21 protein-coding genes are annotated in these 17,764 nt (G+C 36.4%); 16 read left to right on the forward strand and 5 right to left on the reverse strand.

The window, feature by feature from the left end; translation table 11 throughout:
• Nucleotides 1–91: 91 nt before the first annotated feature.
• The 9 genes from HUS24_RS03440 to trpB all read left to right on the forward strand — a co-directional run bounded on the left by HUS24_RS03440 (nt 92) and on the right by trpB (nt 8,057).
• A complete protein-coding gene (locus HUS24_RS03440; RefSeq protein WP_173910646.1) occupies nt 92–1,279 on the forward strand; it encodes an O-succinylhomoserine sulfhydrylase in 1,188 nt (395 codons plus the stop codon).
• Nucleotides 1,280–1,371: 92 nt separating this feature from the next.
• Nucleotides 1,372–1,701, forward strand: coding sequence for a YbaB/EbfC family nucleoid-associated protein (locus tag HUS24_RS03445; RefSeq protein WP_065992301.1), 330 nt, complete (start codon nt 1,372–1,374; stop codon nt 1,699–1,701).
• 14 nt (nt 1,702–1,715) lie between these two features.
• Nucleotides 1,716–2,312, forward strand: a complete 597-nt coding sequence (gene recR / locus HUS24_RS03450; RefSeq protein WP_173910647.1) for a recombination mediator RecR — start codon at nt 1,716–1,718, stop codon at nt 2,310–2,312.
• Between the two features lie 399 nt (nt 2,313–2,711).
• A complete protein-coding gene (locus HUS24_RS03455; protein ID WP_173911388.1) occupies nt 2,712–3,848 on the forward strand; it encodes an HRDC domain-containing protein in 1,137 nt (378 codons plus the stop codon).
• Between the two features lie 150 nt (nt 3,849–3,998).
• Nucleotides 3,999–4,304, forward strand: a complete 306-nt coding sequence (locus HUS24_RS03460; RefSeq protein ID WP_173911389.1) for a YcgL domain-containing protein — start codon at nt 3,999–4,001, stop codon at nt 4,302–4,304.
• Nucleotides 4,297–4,713, forward strand: coding sequence for a hypothetical protein (locus tag HUS24_RS03465; protein WP_173910648.1), 417 nt, complete (start codon nt 4,297–4,299; stop codon nt 4,711–4,713). The genes HUS24_RS03460 and HUS24_RS03465 overlap by 8 nt, the downstream gene beginning before the upstream one ends.
• A 20-nt stretch (nt 4,714–4,733) precedes the next feature.
• Nucleotides 4,734–5,585 carry a MoxR family ATPase gene (locus HUS24_RS03470; RefSeq protein WP_065992307.1) on the forward strand — a complete coding sequence of 284 codons (852 nt, stop codon included), beginning with the start codon at nt 4,734–4,736 and terminating at the stop codon, nt 5,583–5,585.
• 15 nt (nt 5,586–5,600) lie between these two features.
• Nucleotides 5,601–6,788, forward strand: a complete 1,188-nt coding sequence (locus HUS24_RS03475; RefSeq protein ID WP_173910649.1) for a VWA domain-containing protein — start codon at nt 5,601–5,603, stop codon at nt 6,786–6,788.
• A gap of 60 nt (nt 6,789–6,848) precedes the next feature.
• Nucleotides 6,849–8,057 (forward strand): tryptophan synthase subunit beta, encoded by a 1,209-nt coding sequence (trpB, locus tag HUS24_RS03480; protein WP_173910650.1) that lies wholly within the window; start codon nt 6,849–6,851, stop codon nt 8,055–8,057.
• An 80-nt stretch (nt 8,058–8,137) separates the two neighbouring features.
• Here the strand turns inward: trpB and HUS24_RS03485 are convergent, their stop codons facing one another.
• The 3 genes from HUS24_RS03485 to HUS24_RS03495 all read right to left on the reverse strand — a co-directional run bounded on the left by HUS24_RS03485 (nt 8,138) and on the right by HUS24_RS03495 (nt 9,509).
• On the reverse strand, nt 8,138–8,569 hold the full coding sequence (locus HUS24_RS03485; RefSeq protein WP_173910651.1) for a CBS domain-containing protein: 432 nt from the start codon (nt 8,567–8,569) through the stop codon (nt 8,138–8,140).
• Nucleotides 8,570–8,760: 191 nt separating this feature from the next.
• Nucleotides 8,761–9,138, reverse strand: a complete 378-nt coding sequence (locus tag HUS24_RS03490) for a DUF2750 domain-containing protein (RefSeq protein ID WP_173910652.1) — start codon at nt 9,136–9,138, stop codon at nt 8,761–8,763.
• 137 nt (nt 9,139–9,275) lie between these two features.
• Nucleotides 9,276–9,509 (reverse strand): hypothetical protein, encoded by a 234-nt coding sequence (locus HUS24_RS03495; RefSeq protein ID WP_107007724.1) that lies wholly within the window; start codon nt 9,507–9,509, stop codon nt 9,276–9,278.
• Nucleotides 9,510–9,739: 230 nt separating this feature from the next.
• On the opposite strand from HUS24_RS03495, the gene HUS24_RS03500 reads away from it, so the two are divergent.
• Nucleotides 9,740–10,099 carry a hypothetical protein gene (locus HUS24_RS03500; RefSeq protein WP_173910653.1) on the forward strand — a complete coding sequence of 120 codons (360 nt, stop codon included), beginning with the start codon at nt 9,740–9,742 and terminating at the stop codon, nt 10,097–10,099.
• 163 nt (nt 10,100–10,262) lie between these two features.
• On the forward strand, nt 10,263–10,586 hold the full coding sequence (locus tag HUS24_RS03505) for a hypothetical protein (RefSeq protein WP_173910654.1): 324 nt from the start codon (nt 10,263–10,265) through the stop codon (nt 10,584–10,586).
• A gap of 37 nt (nt 10,587–10,623) precedes the next feature.
• On the opposite strand, the gene HUS24_RS03510 is transcribed toward HUS24_RS03505, so the two are convergent.
• Both HUS24_RS03510 and HUS24_RS03515 read right to left on the reverse strand, forming a co-directional pair.
• Nucleotides 10,624–12,186 carry a pitrilysin family protein gene (locus HUS24_RS03510; RefSeq protein WP_254433796.1) on the reverse strand — a complete coding sequence of 521 codons (1,563 nt, stop codon included), beginning with the start codon at nt 12,184–12,186 and terminating at the stop codon, nt 10,624–10,626.
• Between the two features lie 16 nt (nt 12,187–12,202).
• Nucleotides 12,203–13,531: a pitrilysin family protein gene (locus tag HUS24_RS03515; protein WP_254433826.1), complete on the reverse strand. Its 1,329-nt coding sequence runs from the start codon at nt 13,529–13,531 to the stop codon at nt 12,203–12,205.
• A 281-nt stretch (nt 13,532–13,812) separates the two neighbouring features.
• On the opposite strand from HUS24_RS03515, the gene ftsY reads away from it, so the two are divergent.
• The 5 genes from ftsY (at nt 13,813) to HUS24_RS03540 (ending at nt 17,744) form a co-directional block, all read left to right on the forward strand.
• On the forward strand, nt 13,813–14,907 hold the full coding sequence (gene ftsY / locus HUS24_RS03520) for a signal recognition particle-docking protein FtsY (RefSeq protein WP_173910655.1): 1,095 nt from the start codon (nt 13,813–13,815) through the stop codon (nt 14,905–14,907).
• Between the two features lie 187 nt (nt 14,908–15,094).
• On the forward strand, nt 15,095–15,778 hold the full coding sequence (locus HUS24_RS03525; protein WP_173910656.1) for a nitroreductase family protein: 684 nt from the start codon (nt 15,095–15,097) through the stop codon (nt 15,776–15,778).
• Nucleotides 15,779–15,941: 163 nt separating this feature from the next.
• Nucleotides 15,942–16,535 (forward strand): nitroreductase family protein, encoded by a 594-nt coding sequence (locus HUS24_RS03530; protein ID WP_173910657.1) that lies wholly within the window; start codon nt 15,942–15,944, stop codon nt 16,533–16,535.
• A 146-nt stretch (nt 16,536–16,681) separates the two neighbouring features.
• Complete coding sequence (locus HUS24_RS03535) at nt 16,682–16,909, forward strand: hypothetical protein (RefSeq protein WP_171531002.1); 228 nt, start codon at nt 16,682–16,684, stop codon at nt 16,907–16,909.
• Nucleotides 16,910–17,060: 151 nt separating this feature from the next.
• Nucleotides 17,061–17,744, forward strand: coding sequence for a DUF2057 family protein (locus tag HUS24_RS03540; protein WP_173910658.1), 684 nt, complete (start codon nt 17,061–17,063; stop codon nt 17,742–17,744).
• Nucleotides 17,745–17,764 lie beyond the last annotated feature (20 nt).

Below are 17,764 nucleotides of genomic sequence, written 5' to 3' on the forward strand. Positions count from 1 at the left end.
GATAATTTTAGATTATACCTTGACCTTAAATACATTAGGCGCTCAAAATGTTAGCAATACTTTACAAAGGCAGTGGATAACTGAATTTAACATGAGCCATCAAGACGACATAGAATACCAACTTGATACATTAGCAATTCGCACAGGTCATACACGTAGTTTTGAGGGTGAGCATAGTGAGCCGATTTTCTTAACTTCATCTTTCGTTTGTGAAAATGCGGCAGATGCTGCTGCTAAATTTTCAGGGCAAATTGAAGGCAATACCTATTCGCGTTATACCAATCCAACGGTACAGGCTTTTGAAAAACGTTTAGCAGTTTTAGATGGCGCAGAACGCGCAGTGGCAACCAGTTCAGGTATGGCAGCGGTACATGCAGTATGTATGGCATATCTTAAAGCGGGCGATCATGTCATTTGTTCACGTGCTGTGTTTGGTTCAATTATTTCTTTATTTGAAAAATATGTAGTTAAATTTGCAGTTGATGTTACTTTTGTAGATTTAGAAGATTTAGATGCTTGGAAAAATGCTATACGTCCAAACACGCGTTTACTTTTCATTGAAACGCCTTCAAACCCATTGGCTCAAGTCGGCGACATGCAAGCCATTGCGGATATTGCGCATGCGCATGGTGCACTGTTTGCTGTAGATAATACTTTCTGTACGCCTGTTTTACAGCAACCAATAAAATTTGGTGCTGACTTGATCGTATATTCATCAACCAAATATATTGATGGTCAAGGTCGTGCATTAGGTGGTGCAGTGGTCGGTAAAGATACATTGGTTGAAGAAATTAATAGTGTCATTCGTACCTTAGGTAATTCAATGAGCCCATTCAATGCATGGGTGTTCTTGAAAGGTTTAGAAACTCTTAGCTTACGCATGAAAGCACATTGTGAAGGTGCTCAAAAACTTGCAGAGTGGTTAGATGCACATCCAAAAGTTGAAAAAGTTTATTATGCAGGTTTACCAAACCATGCAGGGCATGAGTTGGCGAAAAAACAACAATTAGGTTTTGGGGGCGTGGTATCTTTTGTTGTGAAAGGTGGGCGTGAAGGGGCGTGGACAGTGATTGATCATACCCGTTTCTTGTCGATTACAAGTAACTTGGGCGATGTAAAATCAACGATTACTCATCCTGCAACGACTTCTCATGGCAGAATGTCGGCAGAAGCAAAACAAGCAGCAGGTATTGTTGAAGGTCTTATTCGTGTATCTGTCGGTTTAGAAAACATTGATGATATTATCGGTGATCTTTCTCACGGCTTAGATTTAATTTAGAATCTGTTGGAATGCAATAACATTCTCAAGTTTAAATTGTACTTTAGACTTGAGAAATGAAAATTTGAATCACTTTATGTTCGGAGAATTTTATGAACATTAATATGCTCATGCAGCAAGCTCAACGCATGCAAAAAGAAATGGAAAACAATGTCAAAAAGGCAAAAGAAGAGCTAGCTCAAACTGAAGTTCATGCCGAAGCAGGTGGTGGTTTAGTGAAAGTTACGATGACTTGTCGCAATGTAGTAAAACGCATTGAAATTAGTCCAGAATTATTACAAGACGATGCAGACATGATCGAAGACTTGATTGCTGCTGCGATCAACGATGCTGCACGCCAAGCAGAAACAGTATCAGAAGCAAAAATGAAAGAAGCAAATGCAGGCATGGGTTTACCTCCTGGTCTTGCAGGTATGTTCTAAGGATTGCGTAGTAGGTGTTTAGCAACCGTTTTGATCAGTTAGTACAAGCTTTAAGAATATTGCCAAGTGTTGGGCCAAAGTCAGCGCAACGCATGGCGTTACATTTGATTATGAAAAATAAAGAAGGTGCAATTGCTTTGGCACATGCTTTGAATGAAGCGACTTCTTATATTCATGAGTGCAGCATTTGTCATTCTTTAACTGAAAATGAAATTTGTGATATTTGTCAGTCTACAGAACGTAATGATCAGATTTTATGTGTGGTCGAGTCACCTGCAGATGTGATGGCAATTGAGCAAAGTGGTAGTTTTAAAGGTAAATATCACGTTCTAGGCGGACATTTATCGCCTTTAGATGGGATAGGTCCTGAAGAAATTGGCATTCCTTATCTTGTACAAAGGTTGTCCAATGGGCAGATTCAAGAAGTGATTTTAGCAACCAATGCTACTGTGGAAGGACAAGCCACTGCGCATTATTTGGTAGAAGCAACTAAGCATTTGGGTATCCAAATGACAAGGATAGCTCAAGGTGTACCGCAAGGGGGAGAGCTTGAATATGTGGATAGTCATACCCTAAGCCAAGCCGTTCATAATCGAATGCAAATGAAATAAGCACGCTCTGTGCTTATTTTTTGCTAGAACATCTGATGGGGCATTATCTTAAAAAGAGATATGGAAAAATAAATAGAATAATAAATTGAGCTTTCAGTGGCTTATTAGTCTAATATAAATGTTTACAAATGTTCGTCAGAATTATAATTTAAAAATTGCATTTTTATGTCACGATGCCTATAAAGCGAGTTAAGGTGATTGTTTTTAAGTGATATTTGGATATAAATAGACTTATAGAATATTAAGTTTTAAAAACTATTGGTTAAATAGTTTTGTTGTACTGATATTGCTGAAAAATATAACTTTTGTTGTGAATTACTTTAAAAATATTATATTTATATTTTATATATTAAGGTAAAATCAACGTTCATCTAAATGCAACATTTGACGCAAACAGGCATGTTTCAATTTATTAATCAGCAAAACGAACTTGATCACGTTATTCACTTAATGCGTCAAAGTTCAATTTATGGGCTAGATACTGAGTTTATCAAAGTCGATACTTTATGGCCAAAACTCGGTGTATTTCAAATCAATGTCTGTGATCAAGTGTTTTTACTCGATGGCACCACACTGGATTTGTCTGCATTTTGGGCATCTATTTACCAAGCAGAGCAAAATGTTTTTCATGCTTGTAGTGAAGATATTGATCTGATTTATCATTATTCACAAAAAAGTTGTTTGGAAAATGTCTTTGACACGCAAGTGGCAATGTCTTTTTTAGGACATGGTTTACAAGTTAGTTATCAGTCTGCTTTGAAAACAGTTTTGGATATTGAAATTGATAAAGATCAAACGCGTTCAGATTGGTTGGCACGCCCATTAAGCTGTAAACAAATGAATTATGCTGCCAATGATGTTCTATATATCATGCAGTTAGCGACAGATTTAAAAAAACAATTAAACGATAAAAGTCTTTATCAATGTGTAGTGGAAGATTGTAACCATTTAACTTTTGAAATCGCACAAGAAACACCGAAAGACAAACTTTATAGTGATATTGGTAATTATCGTCATTCACGTAAACAATTGATGCAATTACAACAATTAAGCTTATGGCGCGAGGAATTAGCAAAAGCACTGAACCAACCGCGTAGTTTTATTTTGAAAAACTCAACCATGAATGATCTGGTTGAAAAAAATCCAAAGAATAACTTTCAGTTATCACAAGCAAAAGATATTCGTCCTCACATTGTGCGTGAACATGGGAAGACTATTTTAGATTTATTGAAATTTTTGCCAAATGTAGAGGAGTGGCCTTTACGTATTGCACGACCGATCAAACATTCTTCGCAAGAAATCTCACAGGCGATGGATGATTTGATTTTAAATACAAGCATTGAAATGGACATTCCAAAAGAAGTCCTTATGCGTAAAAAGTGGCTGAATGCGTTATGTCAGCATGTGGTTTTTCAACGTGATGAGCAGGATTTACCTCGTTATTTGTTGGGTTGGCGTTATGAGGTATTGACTCAGCCATTACTTAAAATATTGTCCAAAGATAAACAATATTTAACGACTCAAATGGAAGTGTAGAATTTTCTTAAATAAAAGATGCAAAATTGGATTGGTTAAAGAATTTACAAACAGCATAAAATAACGACTGATGCGTTAACAAACGCTAATGTATCCATTGTTTTTTTCATGTATGCTGTCGCTTGAGTTTTAGTTATGCCGTTGAATAAAATGCATTGTGATATTTATAAGTCGAGCAAAAAAGATGAAATGTATCTTTATGTGGCTCGTCCGAATCATTCAAATGAAGCTGAAAACACAGATCCATTAGAGGTTTTGTCTGAAGCTTTGCGTGTTGCATTTGGTCGTGCAACGCATGTGATGCATTTGGAATTAAGTGAATCTCGTAAACTCGCACGCGTGAATGTTTTGCATGTGATGGATTCATTACAAACCAAAGGCTACTTTATTCAAATGCCGCCAGAGGGGTTAATTAATCCAAATGCGGTAGAACCAGAGGGACTGCGTGGTGCTTGAACAGTTATCAGGAATATGGGCAAATTTCCTCAACCTATTTGATTCTATACCAGAAGACAATATTGCGATCACCGTCTATATTCTTGGAACACTGATTATTTTAAGGTGTTGGTATTCGATTGCAAAACGATTACCTTCGCCAGTCGGTGGGATTACATGGATTATTGTATTTGCAATCATTGCAACCCCGACAATTTCAGAAGGACCTAACTCTGCGATTGCACCAGCATTTTTTGGATTGTTATTTGGTATTTTAACCAAAGATTCTCCATTGATTTGGTCAAATGCAGCATTGATTACTTTTGTGATCGGTATTGGCTTGGTTGTTGGCTTTTTTTGGTCGAAATACAAAGCAAATAAAAATTCAGTGCAAAAACCAACTGCGACTAAAAATATTTCGCCACTTTAAATAAAAAATAAAGGTTAATTATGTCTGTTGAAGCTCAACAATTTACAGGTACAGCGCAGTATATCGCGACTGATAGTTTAAAACTTGCGGTAAAGGCTGCACGTGCGCTACAAAAACCACTTTTGGTCAAAGGTGAGCCGGGTACAGGTAAGACTTTGCTTGCTGAACAAGTTGCTGAAAGTTTAGGTCTTAAACTCATCACTTGGCATATTAAATCAACTACCAAAGCCCAACAAGGTTTATACGAATATGATGCGGTATCACGTTTACGTGATAGTCAGTTGGGTGATGACCGTGTTTATGACATTAAAAACTACATTAAACCGGGTAAGCTGTGGGAAGCTTTTACCAGTGAAGAACGCTGTGTTTTATTGATTGATGAAATTGATAAAGCAGATATTGAATTTCCAAATGATTTGTTGCATGAACTCGACAAAATGTCATTTTTTGTCTATGAAACAGGCGAAACCATTACTGCAACACAACGCCCAATTGTGATTATTACCTCAAATAATGAAAAAGAACTTCCTGATGCGTTCTTGCGTCGTTGTTTCTTTCATTATATTGAGTTCCCTGATGAAGCCACCATGCGTGAAATTATTGCAGTGCATTTCCCTAAAATTTCATCGACTTTGGTTTCTGAAGCATTACAAGTTTTCTTTAAACTTCGTCAAGTACCTGGTTTGAAAAAACCACCTTCAACTTCGGAACTGATTGATTGGTTAAGTTTATTGATGGCTGATGATATGCCTGAAGATATTTTGCGTAATCATGATAAGTCCAAAGCAATACCGCCTTTGTATGGTGCGTTGATCAAAAACGAGCAAGATGTGCAATTGCTTGAGCGTTTAGCCTTTATGTCACGTCGTTAATAGGGGGATCGCCAGATGTTTGTGCGATTGTTTTATACCCTTAGAAAATATGGCATACCTGTTTCAACACGTGAGTTGATTGATTTAAATCAAGCTGTTGCAGCAGGTTTGGTATTTGCAAGCCAAGAAGATTTTTATCAACTTGTAAAAACAGTCATGGTCAAAGATGAGCGATTCTTTGATAAATATGACCGTGCCATGAAAGATTATTTTGAGGGTATTCAGACTTTTGATGTGGATGATTTACTGAGTAAAGTTCAAAAGTTACCCAAAGATTGGTTTGATTTAGAGTTACTGGAAAAGCATTTAACCCCTGAACAGCGTGCCGAGTTAATGAAAGCAGGTTCGCTGGAAGAATTGATGAAAATGTTGGGAGAGCGCTTGCGTGAACAACATAAAAAACATCAAGGTGGCAATCGCATGATTGGTACAGGGGGAACATCGCCATTTGGTGCATTCGGAGATCATCCTGAAGGTGTGCGTATCGGTGGACCAAGTCGTAAAAACTCTGCAGTGAAAGTCTGGGAGCAACGTAAATATCAAAACCTAGATGATGAGCAAATATTAGGAACTCGACAAATGCAAATGGCATTGCGTCGATTGCGTAAGTTTGCTCGACAAGGTGCTGCTGAAGAACTGGATATTCAAGGTACGATTTACGAAACTGCAAAGCAGGGTATTTTAGATGTACAGATGGTGCCTGAACGCCGTAACCGCATCAAAGTTCTTATGTTGTTTGATGTTGGTGGCTCAATGGATGCACACATTGCCCAATGCGAAAAACTGTTTAGTGCTGCGAAAACTGAGTTTAAAACTTTAGAATACTTTTATTTTCATAACTGCTTATATGACTATGTTTGGAAAGATAATTTCCGCCGTTCATCTACCCGCATGAATACGTGGGATTTGTTAAATACTTATGGTAAAGATTATCGGGTCATTGTTGTCGGTGATGCGAGTATGGCACCTTATGAGTTAAGATCAGTCGGTGGCTCAGTTGAATACATGAATGATGAAGCTGGCGAAGTTTGGCTACGCCGTCTGCGCAATCATTTTGAAAAAACAGCGTGGTTAAACCCAGAACAAGAAAATTATTGGCATTACACCCAAACCATCGGTTTAATTAAACAAATTTTTGAAGATCATATGTATCCAATGACGCTAAAAGGGATTGAAGATTTGACTAAATACTTATCCCGTTAGACTGGAAAAATATTTATAATTTTGATTTAGTTTAAACACTTATGTGATCAGAGGAATAAGATGACACATCAAATTAATGGTATTGCCTTACCCAATGAAAATGGTTTTTTTGGTGAATATGGCGGTCAATTTATTCCACCACATCTAAAACAAGCAATGGATGAAATCAATGTGGCATACGAAGAAATTCGTCACACTGAGGAATTTCAAAATGAGCTTGCTGATTTATTTGCACATTATGTGGGTCGTCCAAGTCCATTATTTCATGCAAAGCGCTTATCTGAGCAACTGGGTGGCGCACAAATTTATTTAAAACGTGAAGATTTAAACCATACTGGTGCGCATAAAATTAACCATTGTTTGGGTGAAGCTTTACTTGCCAAATATATGGGTAAAACCAAAGTCATCGCTGAAACGGGTGCAGGGCAACATGGCGTAGCGCTTGCAACAGCATGTGCGTTGGTTGGGATTCCATGTGAAATTCATATGGGGCAAGTGGATATCGAAAAAGAACATCCTAATGTTGTAAAAATGAAAATTTTGGGTGCAAATCTAATCTCTGTGACACGTGGTACTGCAACTTTAAAAGATGCTGTAGATAGTGCTTTTGAAGAATATTTAAAAGACCCGAAAAACTTTATTTATGCGATTGGTTCTGTGGTAGGTCCACATCCATTTCCTAAAATGGTGCGTGACTTCCAATCCATCATTGGTGATGAAATTAAAATTCAGACCAATCAACGTTTTGGTACAAATCCTGACTATGTTGTGGCGTGTGTAGGCGGTGGCTCAAATGCGATGGGCGCATTTACTGCATTTTTAAATGAAGAAAATGTCAAGCTTGTCGGTGTTGAACCTGCTGGACATGGTTTGGACACGGATCAACATTCAGCAACATTAACTTTAGGCAAGCCAAGTCAGCTACATGGTATGGCATGCTATGTACTTGAGGATGAAAATGGTGAACCTTTGCCAGTACATTCGATTGCTTCAGGATTGGATTATCCTGGTGTGGGACCACAACATAGCTTCTTAAAGGATTTGGGGCGTGTTGAATATTCAACAGCAACAGATCAAGAATGTTTAGATGCTTTTATGACTCTGTCACGTGTTGAAGGGATTGTTCCTGCATTAGAAAGCTCTCACGCAGTCGCTTGGGCAATTCGTGAAGCTGCTAAACTACCAAAAGATACAAAAATTGTTGTAAATCTTTCAGGTCGTGGCGATAAAGATTCTGATTTTGTTGCAGAAAAATTAGGATTGAACTGATTTTTATATAAGTTAAAACCTAGCTTCGGCTAGGTTTTTTATGCAAACTTTAATTGGTCTCAATATATTTATTTAGAATACTAACCAGAAATATATTGTTTTAACTGTTCGATCAGTTGACGTTGATCTTCCATAGCTGCTTTAACAAGGTCACCGATGGACACAAAACCGATTAATGCTTCATTTTCAATCACAGGTAAATGACGTAAGTGACGATCTGTCATTAACCCCAAGCATTCCTCTACAGTATTGTTACGTGTAACAGAAATAACTTTTAGTGTCATGATCTCTGCAACAGTGGTGTGATCAGAAGTACGTTGCATCAGTGCAATTTTACGTGTGTAATCACGCTCAGATAAAATTCCAACAACTTTTTCATCCTGAGTGACCACTAACGCACCAATACCTTTGTTTGCCATGATCGTGATCGCTTCAAGAACGGTATGTTCAGGTGAAACCGTAAAGATTTCTTGTCCAATTTTATTGTGAATGACTTGAGCAACGGTGGTCATAATTATTGTTCCTTTCGATTTTTATTGCATTCTTTTAACTTAGCTCTATTTTAAAAGAATGCAAATACTTTCGTATGACAATTTCAGGAAAAAACAATGTTTTGTTTAATCTTTCATCAGAAATATTTGAATTTTCTGATAAATGGTAAAATTATAACTTTAAGCCTAGATAAAAGTCTTAAAATTTAAGTTTAAATTGCTTGAAACTGCACCGAATTATTAAAGAAAAAATGGTGCATTTGTGTCGTAGATAATTTGAACTTACGACCTGAAGAATTAAATAAAGCAGGCTTTACATTTAAACGGGTTAAGGTTGGAAGTAGAGCATCTTGAAAGTCTTTAGGTGTAATTCTCTTTGGGGTATATTGTGGCCAATGTAAGCTAGCATATTGATATGCTTGCAAAGAATTAAGCCAAAATGGAAAATAAACATCATTTTTATCGGTTTTCATTGCCCAACCTTGATGGTATAAGCCCCATAAAACACCGCAGTACATTAAAGATTTTAAAATGGAAAGTTTAATAATAAGTTCTTTAGAAATTGGTTGAAGATGAATGTATTTTTTCATGATTAAGCAATCGAATTTGATTCCCTGCTATTGTAAGCGATTCGGCAATTTTTTTGATGAAAGCTTGATGTTAATTCGTAAATAAATATGAACAGAAAAAGGGTGGCATTAAAAAACGCCACCTAAGTGACGTTTGATTATGCTTGCATCGTGGCCATTTTTTGCCAGTATTGCGCTTTTAATGAGTCACGTTCTACACGGAAACCTTGATAATAAAGTTCTGCTAAGAACATTGCTGCTTTACCATGACCTGCTTTTGCTGCATCTTCTAACTGTTTAACTGCATCTATAAAATTCATTTCAGAATGAATTGTATTTACCGCACTTGCATAAACATGCTCTAAGTCATGTTGAGAGATTTGATGAATCATATATAACTCCTTATTGTAATTATGATCATTTTTCAAGACCTCCCTTGAGGTCTTTTTACTTAATGCTACTAATCTAATCTATCTATATTAAACTAATATTACAATTTACTTAACTTGTCAACTATTTTTATACAAACAGATTGAATGATTTATGATTACATGATTAAACATTAATCAAAACTAATTTTTATTAAAATCTATATGAGGAAAAGACTAAAAGGAGAACAAAGATGACAAAAACAATCGATGGTTTTAATTTTGATGTACCTCCAGCTGAGTCTCAAATAGTTGCACTTGCTCAGTATCACCGCAAACAATTGGACGATGCAATTTTTCACCAAGAGATTCATCTGGGTGATTTTTGCTTGGCACAACGAAAGCGTATTTACGATTATACACGAAATTTGGAGCCTTTGCAAAAAGCAGGATTCTATCGTGTTTACGATGGCGAGTTACGTCGTTTGGCAGACGATGATGACTTGCATCCAGCAGATGCAGAAGCTGGTGTCAGTATTTTCGCAGTGTTCTTAGCTTTGGCGATTATTGCACTGATTTTATACTTTGCCGTTATTCGTTCAGTTTTAAGCTAAAGAAAGAATGCTTAGTTGAGAATTACTTATAAATTTATCTCTTATCACAGAGGATTATTCAGCTTTAATAGGTTTAATAATCCTCAAATTTATATACATTTAGCTGAAATACTATATTTTTAAAGCTTTCGAGCTTAAACTACCTATATATTCGAGGTAGTACATGCTCATATCAAAAGATCAATTTTTAAAATTTAAGTCTAAAATGACTTTGGAGTCTGTTTTGAAAATGGGGATCATACTGATCGTGATCTTTATTTTATGGGTTGCAAGTTTTGCATTGTTTCGCCCGATCAGTATTGAAAAATATCAACATGTTAGCCAATTGTCACTCCAAGCAACTTATCCGCATACACAAGCATTTGCCCAGCATTTACAAGCGCAGCCACAAATTTTAACGCATGAGTATTTGAGGTTAATGCGAGCGTATGCCTATGAAGCTAAGCATGTTAAAGAATATCCAGCAATGGCAATTGAAGATGAATAGGCATGGACTAATTTTTGATTAAGTTTGTACAGTTACTCTAATTTTTTGACTCAGTTTTTTCATTTTCAGATTTATTTTTTGTATCAATATTTACACCTGTCATAGTTTTAATTTCGGGTGTTGTGTGAATACCTAAATTTTCATTTAACATTTTCTTTAAAGCTGCTTGGTCAAGTGTATTGGCAACAATCACAAAAGTGAGGCGATCAGCACGAATATGCTTTTGTAAAGCAGCTTGTACTTGTTTGGCGGTGATGGCACTCAATTGTTGTTGGTATTGTGAAAGATAATCTGCAGGTAAATGATAAAAACCAATCGATGCTAATTGTGCATTGATATTAGCATTACTGCTAAAAGACATTGGGAATGAACGCAACATTCCTTCTTTGGTTTCTTCTAATTGTTTACGTTGAATCGGTTTTTGTACAAAATCTCGCAGTGCTTGATGAGCCACTCGAATACTTTCCATCATTTGTTCTTGTTGTGTGGCATAACTTAGACTAAAAAGTCCACGTGATTGCATTGAGGTCAGATTACTATAAGCACCATAAGTATAGCCACGCTTGACTCTTAACTCTTTCATTAAGACGGAGTTAAACCCACTACCGCCAAACATTTGATTGGCGACTTCGAGTGCAACTCGATCAGGATTTTCACGGTTAATGCCGAGATGTCCCATTATGATGTTAGCTTGGGTAGATTGGTAGGGGATAAACTGAATATTAAAATCTGCTTGCTCAAGTGGTTCTGGCAGCTCAGGTGCTTTTTCACCTTGGGGTAAGTTTTGTAGCAATACATGACTTAAATTAGTTGCTTGTTCACTGGTGAGGTTGCCTGTGATCGCAATATTCATATTTTGCGCGACCAAAAATTTATTTCTAAATTGTACAAGCAGTTCAGGGGTGATTTTTTGAATACTGGCATTTGTTCCTACACTTGGTTCAGCATAAGGATGGGTGCCATAAATTGCACGATAAAAGCGAATTCCCATTAAGCGGTTAGGGTTTTCTTGGATTTGTTTTTGTCCAACTTTGGTATTATTTAAAACAAGATTCAATCCAGAATTGTTAAATGTCGCATGTTTCAGTATGTGCAACATCATATCAACAGCAGGATTGAGCTTATTGGGATCAGACAGCACGCGCAGACGTACCGTGAACATATCTCGATAGGCATTTACACTGAATTTTGCACCTAAGCCTTCAAAAGTACTGGCTATCTGCTTTGCAGTATATTGCTCTGTGCCTTCAGTCATCAGCCTTGCCGCCATATTCGACAGCCCATACAGACCTTTTGCGATATTTTCATCTTGTGCCGAACCTGCATTAAATGTCAGTTGAATATCAACGATAGGTAAGTCTTGTGTGGAAACAAAAAGAGTTCTGACTTTCTGTGGGTTATATAGCTCTTGGACAAAAGGCGCTTGATAGCTTTTTTGTTGACTTAGGTTTTTGAGACTTTGTAAAGTCGTGATTGACTTTAATGGTGTGTCATCGAGTAAGGCATCTGCATCTGCTTGATTATCTAGCTCTAGTTCAGCCCAACTCCATGGTGAACATAGTAAAGCAGAAATAACGAAAGCATATTTAAATTTTTGCACTGATATCTCCTGATTTCTATTTCTTGTTATTTGATTCAGGACTTAAGTACAAAGTGCTTAAGTTATCTCGAACAAAATAAATATTGGCAATACGCTGTAAATCTTGTGGTGTGACTTTGTCGTAATGTTGAGGAAGTTCATCCATTAAACGAAAACTTAAACCATTCACTTCTAAATTTCCAATCATGTTGGCTTGCCCAATAATATCGTCTTGGCTGTAAACTAGATTAGAAACGAAATTATTTTTGACACGTTCTAGTTCAGCTTGATTAACTAATTCTGTTTTAAATAAATCCATTTCTTTTTCAATAGCGGCTTGTGCTTGTACCAACGTGACATTTTCAGAAGGTAAAGCAGAAATCACAAAAAGACTATCACCACGATTATAAGGGTCATAACTGACGCTAATTGCAGTCAGTATTTTTTTATCTCTGACTAAACGGTCTTGCAGTCGGGCAGAGATTCCACCATCCAGTAAGGATTGGATAATGGTTAAAGCATAAGCATCTTGTGGATTTTTTGCCGTGGCTAATGAGCGAACATTCCATGCCATAAATAAGTTTGGCACTTGAACAGGCAATGATAACTCCATATGACGATAGCCTAAACGGTCAAACTCAAGCACATCATTACGGTCGGGTGTGGCTTTTTTAGCGATACTCCCAAAGTATTTTTCGACTTGTTTTAGGGCTTGTTCAGCATTGACATCCCCCACAATCACCAGAGTTGCATTATTTGGGGTATACCAAGTTTTGTACCATTTTTTTAAATCATCTAATTGAATATTTTGTAGATTTTTCATATAGCCAATGACAGGTTGGCGATGATGGCTCGTCGGATAAGCAATCCATTTAAAGCGTTCATAAGCGAGATTTCGAGGATTATCATCAGTACGTTGACGACGTTCTTCCATCACTACTTTAATTTCAGGCTCAAAATCTTGTTGGCGTAGCACTAAATTTTGCATGCGATCTGCTTCGAGTTCTAATGCCAAAGGAAAATATTTTTTGGGATAAAGCTGATAATAATTGGTGTAATTGGTGTAGGTGGCAGCATTAATTCGCCCACCATAGATACGACTTAAACGTGTAAATTCATCATTAGGAACTTTATGCGTACCTTTAAACATCATGTGTTCTAGCACATGCGACATTCCTAGTAAATTCCCTGATTCATCGCTACTACCGACACCATACCAAATTTGGGTCATTACAATAGGAGCGCGATGATCTTCTCGAATAATCACTTTTAAACCATTGTTTAAACTGGTTTCAAAGGTGGTACGAGCGAGTTGACTTTGTGTGTTGGCAATACTGCTTTGACTAGAAAATGTTGCCAGAATAATACTGCCACATAGGGCAAAACGAGATAAAGTAGTTGAAAAAATATAAAAAGGTATTTTTTTGATATTGAGCACTACCTATCCTAAAAAGTCTAAAGTATGTATCTTATTCTTAAAAAAAATATGTTTTAAATCAATATTGAAATGTTGCATTTTGGTTGATTTGTAAAAACATCGGCTTAAACATTCAAAGCAGGCACTTTAATACAGCTTAAACGCTTATCAATAGGGCAATCTGTGCTAAACTCTTTCTTTTTTAATATTATGCTTTTCAAGGAATCGGCATGCAAGAACAGCAAAATAAATTCTTGATTGATGCAGATATCGGCGATGACGATGTCACATTACCTAGTTTACCCGCCGTTGATGTGCCTATCGTTGAAAATAAAATTGAACCTGTAGAAACAGTAATTCCTGCTGTGGCAGAGGTTGTAGAAGAAGAAACAAAAGCAAAAGGCGGCTTCTTTAGCCGAATGAAAGAAGGCTTAAGTAAATCTCGTAAAAATCTTGCTGATGGTATGGTGAATATCCTCATCGGTGGGAAAGAAATCGATGATGAATTGCTTGAAGAAGTTGAAGAGCAATTATTAGTTTCAGATATTGGTGTGGAGGCAACTAAAACTATTATTGCCAATTTAACTGAACGTACTGAACGTGGGGATTTGATTTATTCACATTCTTTATATAAAGCTTTACAAGAAGAGTTGGTGGCTTTACTTGCGCCACGAGTCAAACCGTTACATATCGACCCAAATAAAAACCCATTTGTGATTTTGGTGGTGGGTGTTAATGGTGTAGGTAAAACGACAACTATTGGCAAGCTTGCAAAACGTTTACAAGGCGAAGGTAAAAAAGTCATGTTGGCTGCGGGAGATACATTCCGTGCCGCAGCGACAGAGCAGTTACAAATTTGGGGTGAGCGTAATAATATCCAAGTGGTTGCACAAGGGCATGGTGCAGACAGTGCTTCAGTGATTTTTGATGCTTTTGAAAGCGCACGTGCCAAAGGTGTGGATGTGCTGATCGCAGATACTGCAGGACGTTTACATAATAAAAGTAACTTGATGACTGAGTTAACCAAAGTTAAGCGAGTTATGCAAAAAATTGATGCTACTGCACCCCATGAAGTGATGCTTGTGGTGGATGCTGGTACGGGTCAAAACGCCATTAATCAAGTCGAAATGTTTGATGAAGCAGTGGGCTTGACAGGTTTAACCATTACTAAATTGGATGGTACAGCCAAAGGTGGTGTGTTGTTCAATATTGCAAGTCGTACCCATGTTCCGATCCGTTTTATCGGTGTCGGTGAGAAAATTGATGACTTGCGTCCATTTTCTGCAAAATCATTTGTTGCTGCTTTATTTGAAACTGAAAAATAATTGACTTAACCTTGCGTTGAATAATTATACAAAAACTCCATCTATTACGGAGTTTTTTGTTTTTTAAAGATTTTTTGCCTTAAAAATAGCCATTAATGTCAAGATAAAATATACAAAACCTAGACCTTAGAGATAAAATACCTAAAAAAATTATGCCTTTATTTTTAGCTCTTTTGGGGAAATGAAAATGACGATTCTGTCTAAAATTGGTCATGTATTAACAACAGAACTATCCAAAGATTTACTTTTTAAAAAGAAAGAAAATCAAGCGGATGAATATCAATTTTTAGATGATCTGCGCAAGCGTCGCAGTATTTATCATTTGGGTAAAAAAGTTAGTTATAACCAAGAACAGTTGATCAATTTAATCAAGGAAACGGTGTATTGTTGTCCTTCAGTGCTGAATTGTCAGAGCGCGCGCGTGGTGATTTTGATACAAAATTCACATGAGCAATTTTGGAAAATGGTCAAAGATATTCAAAAGCAACATCTCCATGAAAAAGCCTATGAGGGCATAGCAATCAAAATTGCGGAATGTACTGCGGCTTATGGCACAATTTTATTTTTTGAAGATTTAAATGTTGTTAAAAAATTGCAAAAATTCAGACCATTACAAGCCAATGATTTTGAAGTTTGGTCAGAGCAAAGTTCAGGCATGGTGCAGTTTGCCGTATGGAGTTTACTGGCGAGTTTAGATCTGGGCGCAGCGTTGCATCACTATAATCCAAACATTGATACACATGTAACGGAACATTATAGCCTTCCTCAACATTGGCAACTTAAGGCACAAATGACTTTTGGTTCTATTGTCACGCCTGCTGATGTAAAATCTTATGAAGATGAAAATCAAGTATTTAGAGTGTTTTCATAGTGGATATGGTATTAAAAGTTATTGTAAACTACTAAATAGCGTTCTATTTCTGCAACGGAATGTCATAAAGATAATACTGACGAAAAGAGTTGGAATACAATACACTTATACCATCTTAAGAACACGACCAAAACGGTCAAAGAAATATTTGAGGATTACTACAATGTCATTTTTAGATCAAATCAAACAACGTCGTTCAATTTATGCAATTGGCAAAAATGTAAAATTAGACAATGTAAAAATTGAAGAAACCATCAAAGATGCAATCAAACTTAGTCCATCTGCATTTAACTCGCAAACTTCACGTGCAGTGACTTTATTTGGTGATTCTCATGTAAAATTCTGGACAATTGTTTTAGAAACTTTACGTAAGATCGTTCCTGCTGAAGCTTTTGAAGGTACAAGCAATAAAATTAATAGTTTTATTGCAGGTTATGGCACAGTGTTGTTTTATGAAGATCAAGATGTAGTAAAAAGTCTTCAAGAACAATTTGCGCTTTATGCTGATAACTTCCCAGTCTGGTCAGAACACTCTACAGGTATTGCACAATTTGCAACTTGGACAGCACTTTCTGAAGCAGGTTTAGGTGCGTCATTACAGCACTATAACCCAATCATTGATGAAGAAGTGGCACAAACCTTTAACGTCCCAAGTAATTGGAAATTGCGTGCACAATTGGTCTTTGGTTCAGTTGAAGCACCAGCAGGTGAAAAACCATTTATGGATGACAAAGAACGTTTTAAAACATTTAACTAATTTAAATGTAAAATTTAAGAGCGCTTAGGCGCTCTTTTTTATTTTAATATGGCTGAAATTGCTGTTATTAAAATGCAGAATAACAATTGATTCATAAATCAGTGGCAAGTTAATATTCACAAAATTTTAAAAATAGAAATATTTCAATGAAAGAAAAATGTTTGTCTTGTGGACGATATAGTGTGCCGACTTACCGAGGAAGTATTTTTATTACCTTATTACTTTTATGTTTTGCCATTATTCCTGGTGTGATCTATGAATTGTGGCGTAGACATCCAGGAAAAGTATGTCGACATTGTGGTGCACAAAATTTTCAAATAGAAAATGAATCTTCAAGCACTCTAAAAAATCAAAATAAGCATACAGAGTCTTGAGCATCACGACTTAAGATTATTTTATAAAAATATATTTTTTCAAATGCTTAGCCATGAAAATGTTATGAAAAACTGAATTGTCATAAAATTGTCATGAGGACATAGCATAGTGCATTAAATTTTACAGTTTATTGACATTCGAGAAATACCTATGCGTTTTAAATTTGCAGCAAGTGTAATCGGTTTGGGCTTGGTCATGAGTGGCTCAACTTTTGCGGCAGTGACCATTACTGCACCTGAAGAAATAGTTGTTTTGGCTGTGAATGATCAGGAAGTAAATACAGGTATTTTTAGAACCAAAAAAAATGAATATAAAGTGGATGCTGGTCAGGTTGCAGTGAGTGTTCGTTATCAGCAGTATTTTGAACATTTAAATAACGAACATGATATTTTAAAATCAGGTGTGGTCACCATTACAGCACCGAATTTACAAGATGGCAAAACCTATAAATTAAATTTGGTTAATGCACCACAAGATTTTGATGCTGCAAAAAAATATGCTGAACAACCGACAATTGCTTTGTATGATCAAAATAATCAGATGATCGTACAACAAACGGGTGCAAATAATGAAGCTAAACCTTGGTTATCTGGTGGAATTTTTGGTCGAGTATTTGATTTAACCACCTCTAAAAAGGCTGAAAATCAACCTGCACCAGTTTATGCAAATGCACCACAAGCTGTAGCGACGACCAATACAAATGTGACAACTGCAACAAATCTTAGTTCAACAAACACAAATTTAAATTCAGCAGATCAACAGATGATTCAAATTTGGCAAAAAGCATCAAAAGCTGAACGTCAACGCTTTATGAGTTGGTTGGCAGAACAATAATTTATCTATTAAAAAAGGAT

The organism is Acinetobacter sp. Marseille-Q1618 (assembly GCF_902809855.1).
Lineage (GTDB): Bacteria > Pseudomonadota > Gammaproteobacteria > Pseudomonadales > Moraxellaceae > Acinetobacter.